Source organism: Streptomyces sp. T12, from assembly GCF_028736035.1.
Lineage (GTDB): Bacteria > Actinomycetota > Actinomycetes > Streptomycetales > Streptomycetaceae > Streptomyces.
Genome location: NZ_CP117866.1, coordinates 8,849,314 through 8,868,637, shown reverse-complemented (window position 1 = coordinate 8,868,637; position 19,324 = coordinate 8,849,314). Strand labels below are relative to the sequence as shown.

The window sequence follows — 19,324 nt, the reverse complement described above, 5'->3', positions numbered from 1 at the left end:
TGCCACTTCCATCAGCAGCGTTGACGAGAGGCGGTCGACCCCGTGTCGAGCAGTGGGTATCTGCGCTATGTCGCCCTGGGTGACAGTCACACCGAGGGGCTCGGGGACGGCGACGACGTCCGTGGTCTTCGGGGCTGGGCGGACCGGCTCGCCGAGCAGGTCGCCCGCCACAGCCCCGGCCTGCTCTACGCCAACCTCGCGGTGCGCGGCCGTAAGGCCGGTCAGGTGCGCGCCGAGCAGCTGGCTCCGGCTCTCGCGATGCGGCCCGACCTCGCCACCGTGGTGGCTGGGGTCAACGATGCGTTGCGCCCGGGCTGCGACCTCGACGAGGTGGCAGGCCATGTTGAGGCGATGTTCGCCGCCCTCACGGCGCAGGGCGCCACCGTCGCGACCCTCATGTTTCCCGATGTCGGGCGTATCACGCCGTTGGCCCGCCCGATCGGTCACCGTGTTCTCGCACTCAACGCGCGCATCCGGGAGGCCGCCGACCGCCACGGCGTGGTGGTGGCGGAGACGGCCGCGCACGCGGCGGCGACCGATCCCCGGTTGTGGAGTGCTGACCGGCTGCACGCCGGCCCGCTGGGACACGCGCGCATCGCGGCTGCCGCGGCCCAGGCGCTCGGTCTGCCGGGCAGCGACGACAAGTGGACCCTTCCCCTTCCGGCCGAGGGGACAGACATCTCTGTCTGGAGGACCGCGGGTGCCGAACTACGCTGGGCCGGCACCTTCCTCGGCCCTTGGATCGGCCGCCGCCTGCGTGGCCGCTCCTCCGGCGACGGCCGCCAGGCCAAGCGGCCGGCGCTGCTTCCGGTGGCCGCGTCCGCTGGGGACACCTCCCCATCGGTGTGATGCTCTGGCTTGCGACGACGCCGGCGGCTCCTCGTGCTGAACTGCTCTTCACCGGACGGGAGCTGGAAATGAGTGACGTCCATCCCTTCGCGTACTACGCGCGAAGCGTCTGCGGATCGTCAGCGATGTGGTCGTAGGCGTCGTGGCACTGCTGTTCACCGTGTTCTACGTCAGTCCAACACAAGGGACTGCATCGCAATCCCGCCGACAAGGAACCGCAGCCGGTCCTCGCTCGCACACAGACCGACGACCCCTGGGAGGCCGGGCTGCTCACGACCATCCAGCTACTAAAATTATTGACTAACTGTGTGGGTGGGACCGCCGCAGTCAGCCGTCGGCCCGGAGCGCGGCCGTGCGCTGTTCGAGCCTGCGCAGCGCCATGTCCCCCCACTGGAGGTTCTCCCGCTCGAACGACATCCCGCGCAGCAGGGTGAGATACGGGCCGATGCGCTCGGCCTCGGCGAAGTACGCCTCCTCAGAGCGCCCGTCGAGCAGGCGCTGCCGGAGCCGCTCGTAGCGGGCCAGCTTGGCGGTGGCCCACTCCATGCGCTCGGTGATGGCGGTCTGGACCGCTTCCATGTCGCCCGCGTCCAGGCACTGCACCTTGACAAGCAACTCGTCCCGGATCACCGCCGGTTTACCCAAGGGCTCGGCGGTGAAGGCGTGGACGGCCTTCCGCCCGGCCTCCGTCAAGGAGAACAGTCGCTTGTTGGGGCGGCGCTTCTGCTCGACGACGCGGGCCGTGACGAGCCCTTCGGCCTCCATGCGATCCAGCTCCCGGTAGAGCTGCTGAGGCGTCGACATCCAGAAGTTGGCCACCGTCGCGTCGAACGCCTTCGCGAGGTCGTACCCGGACGCCTCGCCCTCCAGCAGCGCGGCCATCACCGCGTTCCGCAAAGCCATGGATGCAAGCTAGCAGATTAATCAACAAGGTGACTAATAGTCATCCCCCCCCCTTCCCTGTAGACAAGCCCTAACGGGCCCTCTACTCTCCAACACACCTATTCACATTTCTGAGTATGGGAAGTGGGCTCATGCATCCCTTCCGCAAGGCCGTCGAGAGCGGCGACCTGGACGCCGTGGCCGCTCTGCTGGCCGACGACGTCGTCTTCACCAGCCCCGTCACCTTCAAGCCGTACCCGGGCAAGGCGATCACCGCGGCGATCCTGCGCGGCGTGCTCCGGGTCTTCGAGGACTTCACCTACATCCGTGAGATCGCCAATTCCGACGGCCGCGATCACGCCTTCGTCTTCACCGCCACTGTCGCCGGCAAGCAGCTCCAGGGATGCGACTTCCTGCACTTCGACGACGACGGGAAGATCGACGAGTTCACAGTGATGGTGCGCCCGCTCTCCGCCGCCCAGGCGCTCGGCGAGGCCATGGGCGCCCAGTTCGAGCAGATCGCCCGAGAGGCCGCCGAACAGTAACCACGACGACGGACTTCGACGGACTGCGCACCCTCCTGGCGGAGCGCGACAACGTCCCCGGCGGCTGCGCCACCTCCTTTCGACGAGGCCGCTTCGAGTTCGAGACAGCGCTGCACCAGCTGTCCGGAGTCGGCATGGAGGGCCAGCAGTACACGCTGCGCGGGCTGTTCGAGAAGCTGGGCGTCGCTGACTCACTGGAGTTCGTCCAGGAGCACGACCTGTATCGCGCCGTGGTACCCGGCCGGCGCGACGTGACCCTGCCCGCCGACTGGGCCGGCGCCGTGGACGCCCTGGAGGACGCCTTCCCCAGCAACCGCGCCCGCGTCGAGCGTTCTTCGCGCTCGCAGGGACGTGACGGAGCCGTCACGGCACACGACCTCGACGCCCGGATGCTCGCGCAGCCAAGCTTCCAGCGTGTCGGCGGTGCGGTCGGGCAGCACGTCGATCCGCTCATAGGTCTCGGCGTCGATCACCACGGCGGCATAGCGGTGCCGCCGGCGCAGAGCGAAGTCGTCGACGCCGATCACGCGGGGCGTCCGCCCGGTGCGCAACGGGATGCGCAGCAGGGCGCGCAGAGCCGTGTGGCGAGCAGGCCCGCCGCGAGTATCGTCAGCAAACGAGATCCCGCCCGGCCCGCCAACTCCTTTACCACAGCCTTGACTTACCTGGCCAGGCGGGCCGTGCGTCGCTGGTGACGCTCAAACACTCCGGGCATCTGCTCGCGGAAGGGCTGCCGGCAGCCGTGCGTGGGACACACCAAGCGCCGCACCCGCACACGGACGTTGAGGACGGCTGCCCGTCCGCCGCCTCTGCTCGAGGGCGTTGCGCCGCTCGGGGCGGTTGAGCAGCAGCCACCGGACGGTGCCGCGTTGCTCGACGAGCAGAGGTTCGGTGTCGGTCAACGTGGCTCCGGGGCGGCGAGTTCGGTGCGCCGGCGGTTGCGCTCGTGCCCCCTTGGCCCAGGCCCTCGGTGCCGTACTCGACCGGATGGCCGCCGCCTCCGGATCCGGCCGCGTCATCGCAGGCCGGTCGAGCGGAACCTGGTCGGTCTGCTGACCGAGGAATCTTCACCGCGGCGTTTGCCGAGGGGCAGGCGCCCGTGGGAGGTCATCGCCTCCGCCGCAGGATGCCTGCCGCCCTTCGACCGAGCCGACGTGGCCACTTCGGCGCCCTTGCCCACCGGAGCAACGGATCGGCGGGCTCTCCCATCGCTCCCGGTCAGGCTGGAGGCACCACGGGCAGGACGATGCGGGACGGCCGGGCGGGGTCGTGGAAGACCTGCTGCCGGGCCACTCGGGCCGTGGTCGCGTTCTCCTCGGGTTCGCCCGTGTTGAGGTTGCGGTCCCAGCGGGGGAAGTTGCTGGAGGTGACCTGGACCCGTATCCGGTGACCCGCCCGGAAGACGATGCTGGTCGACCACAGGTCCACGACGTGTTCGGCCGCCTCGCCCGGTGTCGCCGCACGCACCCGCACAATGCCGTCGGCCACATTGCGGGAGACACCGTGCTCGTCTACGTCGCACAGGCGTGCCACCCAGTCGGTCGAGGGTGCGTCCGTAGCGGCGAAGAGCACAGCTCGGACGCGGCCGGTCACCTCGACGTCCTCGGCGAGGGGTTCGGTGGTGAAGACCAGGACGTCCTCGCGCGCCTCCACGTCCCTCTGGTCGAGAGGCCCGGGACGGAACTCGTCGGTCATCAGCAACGCGCCGCCGGTGGTGGGCACCGGGTCCATGGGGTCGTAGGTGAACTCCTCGGCCTGCTCGGCGACAGCGGGCGGCTCCTGCGTCAGGCGTCCGTCGGCGCGCAAGTGGAAGTCCGTGTCCACGGCCCGCGACAGGGGCCATTCCGTCTCCTCGCGCCACTGGTTGATGCCCATGACGAACAGCAGCACCCTGCCCGTGTCCGGCTCCAGCGCCTCACCGTCGCCGATCGTACGCTGGAACCAGTCGAGCTGGAGGCCGTGCAGGGGTCCGCGCATGCCCATGAAGGCGGAGTTCGCGCCGAACCCGAAGTTGACGTCGCCGATGACGTGCTGCTGGTTGGCGTGACTCCACGGACCCATGATCAGCGTGGCGGACCGGCCGGCGCGGCGCATGGCGGTGAAGTTGTCGAGCGTGCCCTGGGCGAAGATGTCGTACCAGCCGCCGACCTGGAAGGTGGGCAGGTCGACCTCGTCGTGCCGGCCCGCGACACGGGAGGAACGCGCCCAGTCGGGCTCCCGTCGGGAACGCTCGTAGCCCAGCTCGGGAAGGTCGTGCCGGGCGAACGCGGGGAACCGCCCGGCGGGCAGTTCGCCGTAGCCGCCGTCGGCCAGGCCGTCGAGATCCTGCACGAGCCTGCCGAGGCTGCCGCCGAGCGTGGCCGGGTCGGTGCTGTGACGGCGCATCAGCGCGTCGGCGCCCATCATGAGGGACCAGGGCGCGGTGATGCCGAGTTCGATCGCGCCGCCGCGCGTCCACAGTCCGTCGTCCGGGTCGGACCACGTGACCATCGGCGCGATCGCCTTCAGCTCCGGCGGCTTGGACAGCGCCGCCATCCACTGGGTGTTGCCGAAGTAGCTGGCGCCGATCATGCCGACGGAGCCGTTCGCTCCGGGGAGGGCAGCGGCCCACCGTACGGTGTCGTACCCGTCGCTCTCCTCGTACGTCCAGGGCTCCCACTCCCCCTCGGAGGCGAACCGGCCGCGGGTGTCCTGGAGGATCACCATGAAGCCACGCCGAGCCGCCGCCAGGGGATCGAGGAGGGCGATCGCCAGGGCCATCTGCTTGCCGTACGGCAGTCGGCTCAGCAGCACCGGCCACGGCCCCGTACCCCCGGGCCGGTAGACATCCGCGCGCAGCACCGTGCCATCACGCATCTCCGCCGGAACATCGAACTCGATCTGAATCTCTGCCATGCGCTGCCCCTTTGCATGCCACGACGCTGTCAGGCACATGGTCGAACCTGGTCCCCGTCCCGCACTACACCCGAACGGGGGTGACTACGGCGCTCTCGGGGCGGTCACGCCACCGCGTTCAGCAGGTCGGCCAGCAGGTCGGGCCGTTCCAAGGCGATGAAGTGGCCTGCTCCCGGCACCTGCGTGAAATCGGCGGCCGGCAGCAGTTCCTTGTCGGCTTGCCGGTCCGACGGCCGCGACCAGTCCTTCTCCCCGTAGACGAGGTGGACGGGTGCCTTGACCTCGGGGTAGCGCGAGCGGGCGGCGATGAGGCTGGGCAGGTTCTGGTACACGGCCCTGGCGACGGTCGGGTAGCCGGGGCGGCTGCCCACCTGGAGGAGCTCGTCGACGTAGTCCTCCCGCAGAGCGGTCTTGTCGACCAGCCCGCCCTGCAGGATCCTGCGGAGGGCGGCCTTGGGCTCCACCCCGGCGACCACCGGGCCCACCCCCGGAGTGAGGACACCGCCGACCACCACACGGGCGAGAAGACTGGACCGGGCGATACCGCCGCGGAAGTCGTACGCGTTCACCGCGACGACGCGCCGGACCCGCTCGGGCAGGTCGGCCGCGGCGGTCAGGGCGAGCACCGCCCCCATGGACTCCCCCACCAACGTCACGTCGTGGAGGTCGAGTTCGGTCAGGAGCCGCTTGACGCCCGCGCGCATGGCCGGCTCGTCGTACGACGCGCCGGGCACGATCTCGGAGTAGCCCATCCCCGGCAGGTCGAGGGCATACACGGTGTACTGGTCCGAGATCAGCGGGATGAGGTGGCGGAAGTGCTCGGCCTGGGTGCGCACGGTGTGCAGCAGGACCACGGGAGCACCGGTGCCCGCCTTGAGGTAGCGCAGGGTTCCCTCACGGCTGTGGCGTCCTGTGCGCGGGGCGATGGTGTGGCTGGTGGTCCCCGGAATGTGAATCGTGGGACGTGGCTCTGGGCTGGGCATCTCGCTGGCTTCCCTTTGTGTGAACTGCTGCGGACGGGTGATTCGGATAGGGCCCGCCCGAAGGGGGCGTGACCACGGACCAGCCCTTGGATTCATTGAGAAACCGACCGGTTTCCATCATCGTAAACCGATCGGTTTCCGAGCGCAAGGCTGAGGTTGCCATCCGCAGCAATAGGGTCAGCGCACAGGGGAGACGCGAGAGTGTCACGCACGGCGGTCGCCGATTCCTCCTGGCGCGCGGCACGCCCGTCAACGCCCTTGCGACCACCGGGCTCCCCTCGATTGCGGGGAATCAGGGGCGGGAGCCATCGGTCCGGGGAGGGCACGGTCACGGCGCCCGCTCGAAAGGGGATGCGTCAGTGCATGCCTGCCGCATCGAGCAGGGTGGTCACGGTGGGCGTGACGAGCCCTGTCAGATTGTCGGCTCCGATCCCCGCGCGGGCGCTGGCGCCGTCGAAGACCAGGCTGAGCTGCCGGGCCAGCAGGTCGGGGTGGCTTGCCCCGCCCCGTTCGGCCTCGGCACGGAAGAAGGCGGTCAGATTCCCTTTGACCCGGTGGGCCACCTGGCTCGCAGGGTGACTCTGGTCTTTGAGCTCGATCTGAGCAGCCAGGTACCGACAGCCTTGGAAGTCGGGCGTACCCGCCTGCTCCTCCAGCTGGTCGAAGACGTGCAGGATCCGCTCGCGGGGTGAACGGCCGTCGTCCGCCGCCGGCAGGAGCCCGGCCGCGAAGGCAGAGGCGCGCTCCCTCAGGCTCGCCGCCAGCAGTTCGTCCTTGCTCTCGAACAGCTGGTACAGGGAACGCTTCGACACCCCCGCCGCCTTGCACAGCGCCTCGACGCCGATGCCGACACCGTCTCGGTAGGTGAGCGTGGCCGCCGCCTCCAGCAGCCGCTCTCTGGTATTTGGCTTCACTTCGGTGGTCATACCGCGAGGTTAACTCGATGCAGAGAAAATGAAAACCGATCGGTTTACAGTGCCTTACCGGGGCGACCTCGCGCCGCCCACGGGCCGAGCGGGCATGTGAGTACGGTTCCGCTACGCCGGGACGGCGGTCTTCTGAGGCTTCGTCCGGGCGGGGACGCGGTGCAGCCCCTGGCCAGGCCCGCGCCCACTGGGCGCCGTTGTAGAGGATCTCTGCCGCAGCGGCTTCGAACTCTGGGAGGACGCGCGCGAAGGGTCGTGGCCGACCTACCCGTGCCGGACCTCGCAGGCCGGGACAGTCGGGAAGCGGCCGTCGCCTCGGCCGGCGCGACGGACCTCCCTTGGGCCGGGTAAGTAGAGTGCCCGTGGCGATGAAAGGAACAGGCCCCGGCCGGACAGGTGGGGGTGTGGAATCCATGCTGGAGCTGGAACGTGCCCGGGCCCGAGAAGCCCGCTTCAATGCGCTGGCGCGCGCGGTGGCAGAGCCGCTGCACCGATATCTGCTGCGCCGGGCGGACACCGACGCGGTAGACGACATCCTCGCGGAGACGATGCTCGTGCTCTGGCGCCGCCTCGAGGACGTGCCCGGGCTCGGGAAGGGCCCCGTGACCGACCCCGACAGCGTGCTGCCCTGGTGTTACGGCGTCGCACGCGGCTGCCTGTCCAACGCCCGCCGGGCGGAAGGGCGCAGGCTCCGGCTCGTGGAACGGCTGACCCGTACCGCACCGCCGCCAAAGCCCGGGGAAGCCGAGCACCCCGAACTGCACGCCGCACTCGGCACACTCGGCGCCCTGGACCGTGAGGTGGTGCTGCTCTGGGCATGGGAGGGGCTGACCCCGCGCGAGATAGCGGAAGTGACAGGACTGACCGCCAACGCCGTCAGCATCCGCCTGCACAGGGCAAAGAAGAAACTCGCCGCTCTGCTTGACCGAAAGAATGACGACAAGGCCGGACATGAGATGGGTGAAGGAAGGAGCAACCGGTGAACGACGAAGAACTGCTGGCCCGGATGAGGGCCATCGACCCGGCGCGGACCTCTGATGCTCCCCAGCCCGACATCAACCGTCTCCTGGAGGCCACCATGACCGCCGACACCACAGTCCGCACCTCCCCCCGCACATCGGACCGCCCCCGCCGCCCCCTGCTGCTGGCCGCAGCAGCCGCCGCTGTGCTCACGGTGGGAGCCGGCATCACCTGGGGAGTCACGGCGACCCGCGATACTCCTCCGGCCGTGGCCGCCCCGCTGGTCCTGACCGTTCAGCAGGGCACAGGCAGCGGCCCGGCCACAGGGTGCGCCGAGCTCGACGTCACCACCCTGCGCCAGTACACGACCGCCTTCGAGGGCACCGCGACCTCCATCGACGGCGACCAGATCACTCTCCGAGTGGACCACTGGTACCGCGGCGAAGACGCCTCCACCGTCCGGCTCGACAACACCCACGAAGGACAACTGGAGTCATTCGGCCAGGAGTTCGCTGTCGGCCAGACCTACCTCGTCTACGCCAAGGACGGCAAGGTCCCGGTGTGCTACGGCGATGCCGAGGCCACCCCGAAGCTGCGGAGCCTCTACGACCGGGCGTTCGGGCAGTGAGCGCACCGGGTCGGCGGCTGTTCCGTCTCGCAAGGTCTGCCGTTGCCTCGTTGCGAGGTTCAGCGGGAGCCGGTCGGTAAACGCGTCACCGCTCGCATCGCCCTGCCCGACGACCTGGGCGGGGACGTCACCGGACGCCGCCCCCAGTAGCAGCCGGCGCTCGCCCTCGGCCCCCGCCTTCACTGACGGCCTGATGAGAAGCGGCGCGCTACAGGGGGGCGCCGGATGAGCTCGGCTACGTCGCGTTCCATGTACTGGGTGTCCACCAGCACGGCTTCGGTCGGTCCGGCGATGATCGTCGAGGTGGCCGGCGAGAACGCCCCGCCGTTGGGCAGCTCCTGCAGGGCGCAGGTGTAGACGTCGAGGGTCAGGTCGGTCATGTTGTTACCTCCGCTCCGTTTGAGACGGTGAGCTGCTCCGGCTGAGGTGGTGAGCCCGGGAGAAGTCGGCTTCTCGGTTCCTCGCTCGGTCCAGGGATTGCGTAGAGGTTGCGCTGGCCCGCTTAGGCGAAAGTTCGGCCTGAGGCGGCCGCGGTCGATCCGGCCGCGTCGCGCGACTGTATGGATCTCTGCGCTTGCCGGGACCGACGGGCTACGCCCTAGGCGAGCCGCTCGATCAGCATGGCCATGCCCTGCCCGCCGCCGACGCACATCGTCTCCAGGCCGATCTGTTTGTCATGGGCCTGAAGGTTGTTGATGAGCGATCCGGTGATCCGCGCTCCGGTCATCCCATAGGGGTGGCCCAACGCGATGGCCCCGCCCGAAACGTTGAGTTTGTCCTCGTCGATCTGCAGCGCCTGTGCAGAGCCGAGCACCTGCACGGCGAATGCTTCGTTGATCTCTACGAGGTCGACGTCGCTCATGGTCAGGCCTGCGTGGTCGAGTGCCTGACGGGTGGCTTCGATGGGGCCGAGGCCCATGATCTCCGGCGAGAGAGCGGTCACGCCGGTGGAGATGATGCGAGCCAGCGCCTGCAGGCCGAGTTCACGCGCCCGGACATCGGACATGATGACGAGGGCCGCCGCTCCGTCGTTGAGCGGGCACGAGTTGCCGGCGGTGACGGAGCCCTTCTCACGGAAGACCGGCTTGAGCGCGGAGACCGCATCGAGCGTCGTCCCGGGCCGCGGGCAGTCGTCCTCGGTCACGATCGAGCCGTCGGGCAGGGCGATCGGGGTGATCTCCTTGCGGAAGTGGCCGCGCGCGATGGCCTCCTCGGCTCGGCACTGCGAACGAACCGCCCACCGGTCCTGCTCTTCGCGACTGATGCCCGTGAGGGAGGCAACGTTCTCCGCGGTTTCACCCATGCTGATGTACACGTCGGGCACCACTCCCGACTCGCGAGGGTCGGTCCAAGCCTCGTGGCTCGCCTGCCTGGCGGCCGAGCGTGCCTGAGCGACGCGGAACGCGGGATTCTGCGTGTCCGGCCAGGAGTCCGAGTTGCCGTTGATATACCGAGACACGGCCTCTGTGCCCGCCGAGATGTAGGCCGAACCTTCGCCTGCCTTGATCGCGTGGAAGGCCATCCGCGTCGTCTGCAGCGACGATGAGCAGTAGCGGGTCACCGTGGTGCCCGGCAGGTTGTCGTAGCCCAGTTGGACCGCGACGTTGCGCGCCATGTTGAAGCCTTGTTCGCCACCGGGCAGACCGCAGCCGAGGATCAGGTCTCCGATCTCGTCGGGGTCGAGTTCCGGGACCTTGGCGAGCGCCGCAGCGATCACCTGGGTGGCGAGATCGTCGCTGCGCATCTCCTTAAGCGACCCCTTGAACGCCCGACCGATCGGCGAGCGGGCGTAGGACACAATCACGGCTTCGGGCATCTGAGTGCTCTTCTCGGAGATCTGGCGGTGGGTTCCGTCCGGGCGAGCGGCTCTCAAGCTCCGGCAGAACAGGGATGACGTCAGCAAGGTAGCCACCCGAAACAGGTACTCCATAGGACGATCGCGCCTCGCCGTGGTACGTCCGCGCCAGACGGCCCCTGCCCGTTTCGTCTTGGCTCGGGTACCTCGGTGAGCGCCGCGCCCCGGCCCGCCGTCCTCCCGCATGCCTTCGGCGACCGAGGCAATCGCATACAGACGTTCGGCGGCACTGCGGAGCGAGCACGCCACCGATCCGCGCCTGCCTGCGGGCATGGCCGCCCATCACCCCGCTCAACCAGACCCGTCAACACGGTTGATGTGTTGGGAGTTGATGGGGGAACCGCCGGCGGACTCCACTGCGCGCGATGGAGGACCCCCGTGGCGTACGTCATGGCCGCCTACCTCGCAGACGGGGTTGACGGAATCGACCCGCCTAAGAAAACTAAGCACTCGCATAGTTACTATGCACTCGCTTACTTCCTGCTTCCTATTTCCGGCGAGCGACGAGGAGCTCCTGTGCGCCGTACCGTCTTCGATGCCGACCACGAGGCCTTCCGGACCTCCGTCCGGGCATTCGTGGAGCGCGAGCTGCGGCCGCGCCAGGAGGGGTTCATCCAGCAGCGGGCGATCGACCGCGCCGCGTGGAAGGCCGCTGGGCAGCAAGGACTGCTCGGGCTGCTGATACCGGAGCAGTACGGCGGCAGCGAGGCGGGCGACTATCGCTTCACCGCGGTTCTGCACGAGGAATTCGCCCGGCTGTCGGTGGCATTCGCCTCCTCGTTCACCATCCACTGCGAGGTCGTCGCCCCCTACCTGGTCGAGCTGACCACCGAGGAGCAGCGTGAGCGCTGGCTGCCGCGGTTCTGCGCGGGCGAGCTGGTCACCGCGATCGGTATGACCGAGCCCTCGGCAGGTTCCGATCTTGCGGCCCTGCGGACCACGGCCGTGCGCGACGGCGAGAACTGGACCCTCAACGGCTCCAAGACCTTCATCACCAACGGCTTCGGCGCCGACCTCGTGGTCGTCGCCGCTCGCACCAGCCCGGAGAAGGGCGCCAAGGGCATCACGCTGTTCGCCGTGGAGACGGACATGCCCGGTTTCGAGCGAGGGCGCAAGCTGGAGAAGGTCGGTCAGCACGAAGCCGACACCGCCGAGCTGTTCTTCCACGACGTGCGAGTCCCGGGCGCCAACGTCATCGGCGAAGTCGACCGCGGCTTCATCCACATGATGGAGCGGCTCCCGCAGGAGCGGATCGGTGCCGCCGTGCTCAACCTGGCCCACGCCGCGCAGATCCTGGACGAGACGCTGGAGTATGTGAAGGAGCGGAAGGCCTTCGGCCAGTCCGTCGGCTCCTTCCAGTACAACAAGTTCCGGCTGGCCGAGATGGTCACCCAGATCGAGGTGACCCAGGCCTTCGTCGACCAGTGCGTCGCCGCCCACGTCACGGGCCGACTCTCGGCGGTGGACGCGGCCAAGGCCAAGTGGTGGACCGCCCAGGTGCAGAACGAGGTCCTCGACGCCTGCGTCCAACTGCACGGCGGGTACGGCTACATGAACGAATACCGGGTCGCCCGAGCCTGGCAGGACGCCCGTGTCACCAAGATCTGGGCCGGCTCGAACGAAATCATGAAGGAACTCATCGGCCGCGACCTCGGCCTGTAAGGCCCTTGGACACGGACACCACTATCCGGATTGGAGCGCCCGATGGGCAACCTCAGCTTCGACTTCACTGGCCACACCGTGATCATCACCGGCGCAGCCCGCGGCATCGGCCTCGAACTCGGTCGCCACCTGCGCACTTCAGGCGCGGACGTGGTCCTGGTCGACCGAGACGAGGACGAACTCCGCGCGGTGGCGAAGGAGTTGGACGCTCTATGGGTGGCTGCGGACGTCGCCTCCAGCACTGACGCGGAGCGTGTCGTCGCCACCGCGCTGGCCGAGACCGGCCGCGTCGACGTCCTGGTCAACAACGCCGGGATCCTGCGCGACGGCGTCCTGTGGAAGCTCACCGACGACGACTGGGACGCCGTACTGGCCGTTCACGCGGGCGGCGCCTTCCGGTTCACCCGGGCGTGCGTCCCCCACTTCCGCGCGCAGAAGTATGGCCGGGTCGTCAACGTCACCTCCTACTCCGGTCTGCACGGCAATATCGGCCAGGCCAACTACGCCACCGCCAAAGCCGGGATCATCGGCTTCACCCGCACCGCCGCCAAGGAGCTCGCCCGCTTCGGCGTCACCGTGAACGCCATCTCCCCCAACGCGGAGACCCGCATGGTCTCTTCCGTCCTCGCCGAGAAGCGCGCCGAGCTGACTGCCGGCATCCCGATGGGCCGCTTCGGCGACCCGAGCGAGATGTGCGCGGCTGTCGCCTTCCTCGCCTCTGAGGAGGCCGGCTACATCACCGGTGCCGTGCTGCCCGTCGACGGCGGCCTGTCCATCTGACCTCTCTGGAGCCCCTGTGAACATCCTCGACCGCTTCCGCCTCGACGACCGCGTCGCCATCGTCACCGGCGCTTCCTCCGGCCTCGGCGTCGCCTTCGCCCAGGCCCTCGCCGAAGCCGGGGCCGACGTCGTCCTGGCCGCCCGACGCACCGACCGGCTCGCCGACACCGCCCGCCTCGTCGAGGCCACGGGCCGCCGCGCCCTGTGCGTCAAGGCCGACGTCGCCTCGCCCGACGACTGCCATGCGGTCGCGGCGGCCGCCGCGGACTTCGGCCACGTCGGCGTCCTGGTCAACAACGCCGGCGTGGCCGATGCGGTCCCGGCCAGCCGGGAGACACCGGAGCACTTCCGGCGCATCATCGACATCAACCTCATGGGTGCCTACTGGATGGCCCGGGCGGCAGCCCGAGTGATGACCGGCGGCGGCTCCATCGTCAACATCGCCAGCGTCCTCGGCCTGGTCAACACCGGCCTGCCGCAGGCCGGCTACTCCTCCTCCAAGGCGGGCCTGCTCGGTCTCACCCGCGACCTGGCCGCCCAGTGGAGCCACCGCAAGAACATCCGTGTCAACGCCCTCGCCCCCGGCTACTTCGCCTCCGAGATGACCGCCCGTCAGGACGCCGACAACATCGACGACATCGTCCGCCGCATCCCGCTTCCCCGCACCGGCGAACCCGAGGAACTCGCCGCCGCCGTGGTCTTCCTCGCCTCCGACGCCTCCAGCTACGTCACCGGCACCACCCTCACCGTCGACGGCGGCCTCATCATCAGCTGAGCAGACCGACAGACGTGATCCGCAAGAATGGGCGCGTGACAACCAGCGCAACCGACGACCTGTGGGGCGAGGCCGGCCCCGGCTCCCGGCGCATCCTCGAGGCGGCGCTCACGGCCTTCGCCGCCCGCGGCTACCACGGCGCCTCCACCCGCGACATCGCCGCCGCCGCCGGGATGAGCCCGTCGGCCGTCTACGCACACCACCGCACGAAAGAAGACCTCCTCTACGCGATCAGCCTCGCCGGCCACCGCAGCGCACTGGCCGCAGTGGAACGCGCTCTGGAGGAGGAGGTGACGGCGGTCGGTCGGCTACGGGCGCTGGTTCACGACTACACCGCCTGGCACGCCCGCCACCACCAGCTGGCCCGCGTCGTCCAGTACGAGCTCGGCGCACTCGCGCCGGGCCACCGTGACGAGATCCTCCGGCTCCGCCGCCGCACCGAGGAAGTGGTGCTCGACGAGATCGCGGCCGGCATCGCGTCCGGGGCGTTCCGCACCGAGGACCCGGGCGGTGTCGCGCTGGCGGTACTCTCCCTCGGCGTCGACGTCAGCCGCTGGTACGCCCCCGGCGGCCACCACACTCCCGTCAGCCTCGGCCGCCGCTACGCGACGCTGGTGCTGGCCATGCTGGGCACCGACCACCGGTCCGCGACCGCAGGCTGACGAACGACGTCGGCTCTCTCCCATCACGGCTACGTCGCGCTTGGTCAGCCACGGGCGCCCCGGTTTCCCGGAGAAGTCGAGCACCCAGATGTCGAGTTGGGGATGGTCGGCCTGCCAGACCTCCCTGGGTGCGCCTGCCTCGCTCCGGCAGTTCGAACCCACGCCTCCCGGCGGCGCTTGGCGCTCCGGTGCGCCATCACTATCGGCCCCGGATCGGCAAAGGTGACGATCTCGTGCACTGTGCCTACCGGGGGCTCGGCCGATCCCGCCGGGCCGCGACGCCGGACGCCTGCCGTTGGATCGCCGCTGTCGGGAGACCAGGCGTCCTCAAGGCCAGGCCCTCGATGAAACATCCAGGGCATCGAAGCGGCCCGCGTGATAGGCAACCAGCCACCGCTGAGCGGCTCGGCAGGTACCTGCATCGCCAGCGGGGCCGCTGTGAGCGTCACCCGGTCGGGCGGGTAAGCACCCTGCTGCTCGGCACCCCCTGCAGGCACGCGCCGCGAAGAACAGGCCGGGGCCCGTCGCGGCGCCGCCAGGGCGGACGCTGCCGCGAAGCCGACCAGGCCCACAAGGAAGGTCCGCTCGCGTCCGACCAGGTCGGCGATCCGACCGCCCGCAGGCAGACTCCCGAACGCGAGCGTGTATGCGGTAATCACTCACTGGCGGCTGTCATCGAACGCCCCCAGTCCCCACTGGGCCGAGGACAGAGCGATGTTCACGATCGTGGTGTCCAAGGACACCATCGGCTGCGCGAGGCGATCACGCCCAGGCCCACCACCGATCCGGATCAGGAGACAGCTCGTCCGATCGGGCGTCGGCGGTGGCCGAAGTCCTGCCGGGGGTCTCACCGGCCCGCCTGCGCTCAGTCTGGGTGAGCCGGCTCCTGACCGCCTCCGCGCCATCCCGTCTTGGGCGTCGCGATGGCCCATGGGCGCTGCCAAGACGCAGGCAGGGTCGTCGGTCGCGCAGGCCGTGGTGAGTTGCGGCGGTCGGACGCGGCGCGGGACATAGAACCGTTCGCCAGATGCTCGCCCCTTGCCTCGCGGTCGTCCATCCGCACGAGCATGCCCCTGAAGGGAATCTCGCCCCGCGGGCCACCCGACCTTCGAAGATGGCGAGCCCTCGATGACCGAGCATCTGCTGGTGGTCAATGGGATGACAGGACTGCGGCGTGAGCGGCCCGCAACGAGGGCTTGTCGATCTTGCCGACGGCGTTCCTGGGGAGGGCGTCGACCACGAAGAACGACGTCGGCCGCTTGTAGCCGCTGAGGTGTTGCGCAGTCAGCGCTTCCAGAGCCGCGGGGTGAACAGTCATACCAGGTCGCGGCTGGACGTAGGCGACTACCACCTCTCCCCACTTCTCGTCAGGCACACCGATGACGGCGGCCTCGAGGACAGACGGGTCAGCCGTGAGGACGTCCTCGATCTCCTTGGGGTAGATGTTCTCGCCACCGCGGATGATCATGTCTTTCGATCGCCCCACCAGGGTCAGGTAGCCGTCCGCGTCCAGGTGGCCTACGTCGCCTGTGTACAGCCAGCCGTCCACGATCGTCTTCGCCGTGTCTTCCGGCCGACCGAGATAACCACGCATGACGTTGGGGCCACGCACGATGACCTCACCATCCATGCCAGTCGCCAGCTCATTACCCTGCTCGTCGACGATCCGGAGCTCCTGCCCCGGGACGACAACCCCCACGGTGCCTGCCCGGCGCGGACCCGCGACGGGGTTGACGGTGGAGAAGCAGGTTCCTTCGGACAGCCCGTAACCCTCGATGATGGGGAAGCCGTACCGAGCCTCGAATCGGATCGGCAACTCGGCGGAGGCGGGTGCTGCGCCGCAAGTGCCGTAACGCAGCGAGGACGTGTCGGGTCGAACGTCGGCCGGCAGCGCCTCGAGCATGTTGTAGATCGTGGGCACGGCACTGAAGTAGGTGGGTCGCTCCCGCTCGACGAGATCGAAGAAGGTCTTGGGGTCGAACCGGTCGGTGATGAAGACACTGCCGCCTGCGACCAGCGGCATGAGCACGCTGATCACGATGGCGTTGACGTGGAAGAGCGGCAGGATCAGCAAGCAGCGGTCGGTCGGCCCGGCCTCGATCGCCTGGCACCCCATCGCCGCCATCGCGTCGATGTTGGAGTGGTCGAGCATCACGCCCTTCGGTACGCCCGTCGTTCCGCTGGTGTAGATCAAGAGTGCCGGCGCGGTCGAGTCCAGCTGCGGCGTCGGGCCCGACCCCACCGCCTCTCCGTACAGGTCGTCGACGGCCGGCGTGGCGACGCCTGCAGCGGTCGTGCCGTCCTCGACGACCAGCACGCGTGCGCCCGAGTCGTGGAGCTGCCGTGCGACCTCACCCTCGGTCAGGCTCGGATTGACCGGGGTGACGGTCGCCCCGAGCCGCCAGGCCGCGAACAGCAGAAGCACGAACTCGACACGGTTCGTCAGCTTGAGCGCCACGACATCGCCAGTACCGATCCCAAGGTCCTGAAGGTGACGAGCAGCAGCCCGGACACGGGTCAGGAACTGGGCATTGGTGAGCGACTGACGCCCGTCGGCAACCGCGGGCCCATCCGGAGTGGATGCGGCGCGACGGTCGGGCAGAGAGGCGAATTTCATGGTGAGGTCACCTATCGTGGTGTGGCGCGTTTCAACGCGAAGGCAACAGTGCGGGCTTCGGGTGACAGGCTCGGTCACTCAGCAGCATCGCGCTTCGCGATCGCCTCGCCGGCGGAGAACTGGAGCGTCCAGACGTTGCCGTGGTGCGGGTACTTCTCCACCATGGTGGCCACCAGCTCTTCGGCGTCCTTCGCGACCTCGGAGGCAGCCGCGAAGTCCTGGATGTAGGCGCGGGTCTGGGCGATCATGGTCTCGACCGCGTAGTCGTCGCCGTCGGGCCTGCGGTGTCCGGACACGATCATGCGCGGGCGGAGGCTCTCCACGGTGTCGACGGTCTCGAGCCAGTCCTGCCACTCATCGGGCGTCGACAGGCCGAGCATCGGGTGGATCTCGTTGTAGACGGAGTCACCGGCCACGACGACGTCGATCTCGGGGATGTGCACGATGCTCGTGGGATGGATGTCGGCCTGCTTCACCTCGATGATGTGCAGGGGAGATCCGTCGACGTACAGCGTGTCGCCTTCGAGCGGCTCCGGAAGCGGCCCCGCCATGATGCAGGTGTCGCCGAACAGCATGCGCCACTGCTCGATCTGAAGCTGCATGTTCTGCTTCATGGACTCGACCACGTGGGGCAGCGCCACGGCCTTCGCCTCCGGGAACCGCTCCAGGAGCGGTCCGAAGCCCAGGTAGTGATCAGCGTGATCGTGGGTGATGTAGATCGTCGTGAGCTTCTTGCCGGTGCGCTCGATCAGGTCACCGAGGTCGCGGACGTCGTCCTTGAGGTAGAGCGCGTCGATCAGGACCACCTCGGTGGCGCCGCTCACGAGCGTGGCCGTGGTGGGCGAGAAGGTGCCGTTCGGTACGCCGGGAAACTCCTCGGCCGGGACATTCGGCCAGCGACCGACGAAGACCGTGGCGCGGAGGGGTGCGGCCGGCGAGGAGTGGGTGTCAGTGGTCACGAGGTACCTCCGGTTGCGGTGTTGTCGGCCGACGCGGCATTGCGCACGTCGGCGGGCGAAGTCACGTTATGAACGCACGCTCGGTGACTCATAGAACGAGTGCGCCGAGCGCTGGTATGCGAGCGCCACGTTGCTCTGAAGCACCACCGTGGCTGCTGGAGCGGTTGATACGGCTCACTGCAGGACTAGCAACCCCGCGGAGACGGCGGCAGCGCAGAGTGCCAGAGTGATCGCGACGGTCGGCGCGACGCGCCGTTCGCTCGGCAGGGAGCGGAAAAGTCTGGACAGCGTGATCATCGCTGCGACCGGTGGTGCGGCTCGCCAGAAATCGCGCAGGGCCCCGCGACCGGCAGCGGCGAGCGCGGTATCCGCGTACGCCGTCATCCGCGTCAGTGCGCGTGTCGTCTGCCCCACATTCGTAGGTGAGGGTGCTCGGCCCGCGACGACGGCACGCAGCGCCTCCTCGAGCGGCTCCAGTCTGTTCGACCAATGTGCCCGGAACACGATGGTGCCTGAGGGGTCGATGATGTACGCCGAGCTGGGGCGCGTGCCGAACGCGCGGTGCACCGTGCCGTCGATGCCGTCGACGGCGACCTCGAAGCCGAAGCCGTGGTGCTCTTGAGAGCGCGCGCGTTACGAGCCCCCGCCCCGCGCTCTCGGCTACCGGGCCCTGTCCCCGGCTCCCAGATCGCTCCTCGGGATCCGCAGATCGCGCATGATGTCCGCGAAGGTCGGCCGGTCGATTCGGTAGCGGGTGCCCTCGCCGCGGGTGGTATGCGCTGTGGTCATCATGCGCTCCTCAGACGGATCCTCCGGAGATGGATGAGGTCCCGGGGCCCGCACGGTGGACAGGACCCCCACGGTGCCTCGGGACCTCGGTCAGGGGATCAGCCGGCCAGCTGCTCGTAGGGGATGGGCCGGTTCTCCCTGGCCCAGAGCTTCTCGATGTCGGACTCCGGCAGAGGCGGAACGAGGCCCTGGACGCGCCAGAGGTCCATGGGGGTCTCGTCGATGTGGACCTCCCAGTCGTAGCCGCGCTCCTTGACCAACGGCGCCAGCTTCTCCTCGATGATCTCCATGCACAGGAACCGCATCTCGGGGTCGTCCATCTGCCGGGCGATGTGGTCCACGCGGATCCGTATGAAGTTGTTGTTTGCCTTACCACCGACGTACATGGTGTTCGCCGGCATGTCCTTGAACAGGACGACGACATAGAACTTCGGCAGGTCATAGGCGTAGTCCGTGTAGAGCGAGGTGATCCTCTCGGACAGTTGTTCCTTGTCCTCCGGGGTGAAGGCGCTCTCGGGGGTGAAGATCTCCCAGTACGGCATTGCGGCTCCTTGCTG

Annotated in this window: 19 protein-coding genes and 2 pseudogenes; 8 read left to right on the top strand and 13 right to left on the bottom strand. The window is 68.8% G+C overall.

Annotated features, from left to right (window positions below; all coding sequences use genetic code 11):
- Positions 1-42 precede the first annotated feature (42 nt).
- The gene (locus tag PBV52_RS39770) at positions 43-849 is read left to right on the top strand and encodes an SGNH/GDSL hydrolase family protein (protein WP_274245495.1); all 807 of its coding nucleotides are present in this window, start codon (positions 43-45) and stop codon (positions 847-849) included.
- A gap of 327 nt (positions 850-1,176) precedes the next feature.
- Here the strand turns inward: PBV52_RS39770 and PBV52_RS39765 are convergent, their stop codons facing one another.
- Complete coding sequence (locus PBV52_RS39765; protein ID WP_274245493.1) at positions 1,177-1,752, bottom strand: PadR family transcriptional regulator; 576 nt, start codon at positions 1,750-1,752, stop codon at positions 1,177-1,179.
- A 131-nt stretch (positions 1,753-1,883) separates the two neighbouring features.
- Between PBV52_RS39765 and PBV52_RS39760 the strand changes: the two genes are divergently transcribed.
- A complete protein-coding gene (locus tag PBV52_RS39760; RefSeq protein WP_020269986.1) occupies positions 1,884-2,276 on the top strand; it encodes a nuclear transport factor 2 family protein in 393 nt (130 codons plus the stop codon).
- A 332-nt stretch (positions 2,277-2,608) separates the two neighbouring features.
- Here PBV52_RS39760 and PBV52_RS39755 read toward each other — a convergent pair.
- The 4 genes and pseudogenes from PBV52_RS39755 to PBV52_RS39740 all read right to left on the bottom strand — a co-directional run.
- Positions 2,609-3,078 (bottom strand): annotated as a pseudogene (locus PBV52_RS39755) (transposase); the annotation flags it as partial.
- A gap of 416 nt (positions 3,079-3,494) precedes the next feature.
- Complete coding sequence (locus PBV52_RS39750; RefSeq protein ID WP_274245488.1) at positions 3,495-5,171, bottom strand: CocE/NonD family hydrolase; 1,677 nt, start codon at positions 5,169-5,171, stop codon at positions 3,495-3,497.
- Between the two features lie 104 nt (positions 5,172-5,275).
- Positions 5,276-6,154, bottom strand: a complete 879-nt coding sequence (locus PBV52_RS39745) for an alpha/beta fold hydrolase (RefSeq protein ID WP_274245486.1) — start codon at positions 6,152-6,154, stop codon at positions 5,276-5,278.
- Between the two features lie 356 nt (positions 6,155-6,510).
- Positions 6,511-7,080, bottom strand: coding sequence for a TetR/AcrR family transcriptional regulator (locus PBV52_RS39740; protein WP_274245484.1), 570 nt, complete (start codon positions 7,078-7,080; stop codon positions 6,511-6,513).
- Between the two features lie 413 nt (positions 7,081-7,493).
- On the opposite strand from PBV52_RS39740, the gene PBV52_RS39735 reads away from it, so the two are divergent.
- Both PBV52_RS39735 and PBV52_RS39730 read left to right on the top strand, forming a co-directional pair.
- On the top strand, positions 7,494-8,063 hold the full coding sequence (locus PBV52_RS39735; protein WP_274245482.1) for an RNA polymerase sigma factor: 570 nt from the start codon (positions 7,494-7,496) through the stop codon (positions 8,061-8,063).
- Positions 8,060-8,668 (top strand): hypothetical protein, encoded by a 609-nt coding sequence (locus PBV52_RS39730; RefSeq protein WP_274245480.1) that lies wholly within the window; start codon positions 8,060-8,062, stop codon positions 8,666-8,668. The genes PBV52_RS39735 and PBV52_RS39730 overlap by 4 nt, the downstream gene beginning before the upstream one ends.
- Positions 8,669-8,847: 179 nt before the next feature.
- Here the strand turns inward: PBV52_RS39730 and PBV52_RS39725 are convergent, their stop codons facing one another.
- Together PBV52_RS39725 and PBV52_RS39720 are read right to left on the bottom strand one after the other, a co-directional pair.
- Complete coding sequence (locus PBV52_RS39725; protein ID WP_274245478.1) at positions 8,848-9,048, bottom strand: hypothetical protein; 201 nt, start codon at positions 9,046-9,048, stop codon at positions 8,848-8,850.
- Between the two features lie 218 nt (positions 9,049-9,266).
- The gene (locus PBV52_RS39720) at positions 9,267-10,484 is read right to left on the bottom strand and encodes an acetyl-CoA C-acetyltransferase (protein ID WP_274245476.1); all 1,218 of its coding nucleotides are present in this window, start codon (positions 10,482-10,484) and stop codon (positions 9,267-9,269) included.
- Between the two features lie 555 nt (positions 10,485-11,039).
- Here PBV52_RS39720 and PBV52_RS39715 point away from each other — a divergent pair.
- Genes PBV52_RS39715 through PBV52_RS39700 form a run of 4 tightly spaced genes read left to right on the top strand, consistent with a single transcriptional unit; the run spans position 11,040 to position 14,402 of the window.
- On the top strand, positions 11,040-12,185 hold the full coding sequence (locus tag PBV52_RS39715) for an acyl-CoA dehydrogenase family protein (protein WP_274245475.1): 1,146 nt from the start codon (positions 11,040-11,042) through the stop codon (positions 12,183-12,185).
- Positions 12,186-12,227: 42 nt separating this feature from the next.
- Positions 12,228-12,965 carry an SDR family NAD(P)-dependent oxidoreductase gene (locus PBV52_RS39710; RefSeq protein WP_274245473.1) on the top strand — a complete coding sequence of 246 codons (738 nt, stop codon included), beginning with the start codon at positions 12,228-12,230 and terminating at the stop codon, positions 12,963-12,965.
- Between the two features lie 16 nt (positions 12,966-12,981).
- Complete coding sequence (locus PBV52_RS39705) at positions 12,982-13,740, top strand: SDR family NAD(P)-dependent oxidoreductase (RefSeq protein ID WP_274245470.1); 759 nt, start codon at positions 12,982-12,984, stop codon at positions 13,738-13,740.
- 35 nt (positions 13,741-13,775) lie between these two features.
- On the top strand, positions 13,776-14,402 hold the full coding sequence (locus PBV52_RS39700; RefSeq protein WP_274245469.1) for a TetR family transcriptional regulator: 627 nt from the start codon (positions 13,776-13,778) through the stop codon (positions 14,400-14,402).
- 456 nt (positions 14,403-14,858) lie between these two features.
- Here PBV52_RS39700 and PBV52_RS39695 read toward each other — a convergent pair.
- The 6 genes and pseudogenes from PBV52_RS39695 to PBV52_RS39670 all read right to left on the bottom strand — a co-directional run.
- Positions 14,859-15,203: pseudogene (locus PBV52_RS39695) on the bottom strand (MFS transporter); the annotation flags it as partial.
- A 349-nt stretch (positions 15,204-15,552) separates the two neighbouring features.
- Positions 15,553-17,097, bottom strand: a complete 1,545-nt coding sequence (locus tag PBV52_RS39690; protein ID WP_274245467.1) for a class I adenylate-forming enzyme family protein — start codon at positions 17,095-17,097, stop codon at positions 15,553-15,555.
- Positions 17,094-17,978: an MBL fold metallo-hydrolase gene (locus tag PBV52_RS39685; RefSeq protein ID WP_274245465.1), complete on the bottom strand. Its 885-nt coding sequence runs from the start codon at positions 17,976-17,978 to the stop codon at positions 17,094-17,096. The genes PBV52_RS39690 and PBV52_RS39685 overlap by 4 nt, the downstream gene beginning before the upstream one ends.
- 174 nt (positions 17,979-18,152) lie before the next feature.
- Positions 18,153-18,545: a hypothetical protein gene (locus PBV52_RS39680; RefSeq protein ID WP_274245463.1), complete on the bottom strand. Its 393-nt coding sequence runs from the start codon at positions 18,543-18,545 to the stop codon at positions 18,153-18,155.
- 93 nt (positions 18,546-18,638) lie between these two features.
- The gene (locus tag PBV52_RS39675; protein ID WP_274245461.1) at positions 18,639-18,767 is read right to left on the bottom strand and encodes a hypothetical protein; all 129 of its coding nucleotides are present in this window, start codon (positions 18,765-18,767) and stop codon (positions 18,639-18,641) included.
- 98 nt (positions 18,768-18,865) lie between these two features.
- Entirely contained in the window at positions 18,866-19,309 is a 444-nt protein-coding gene (locus PBV52_RS39670) for a tautomerase family protein (RefSeq protein ID WP_274245460.1), read from the bottom strand.
- Positions 19,310-19,324 lie beyond the last annotated feature (15 nt).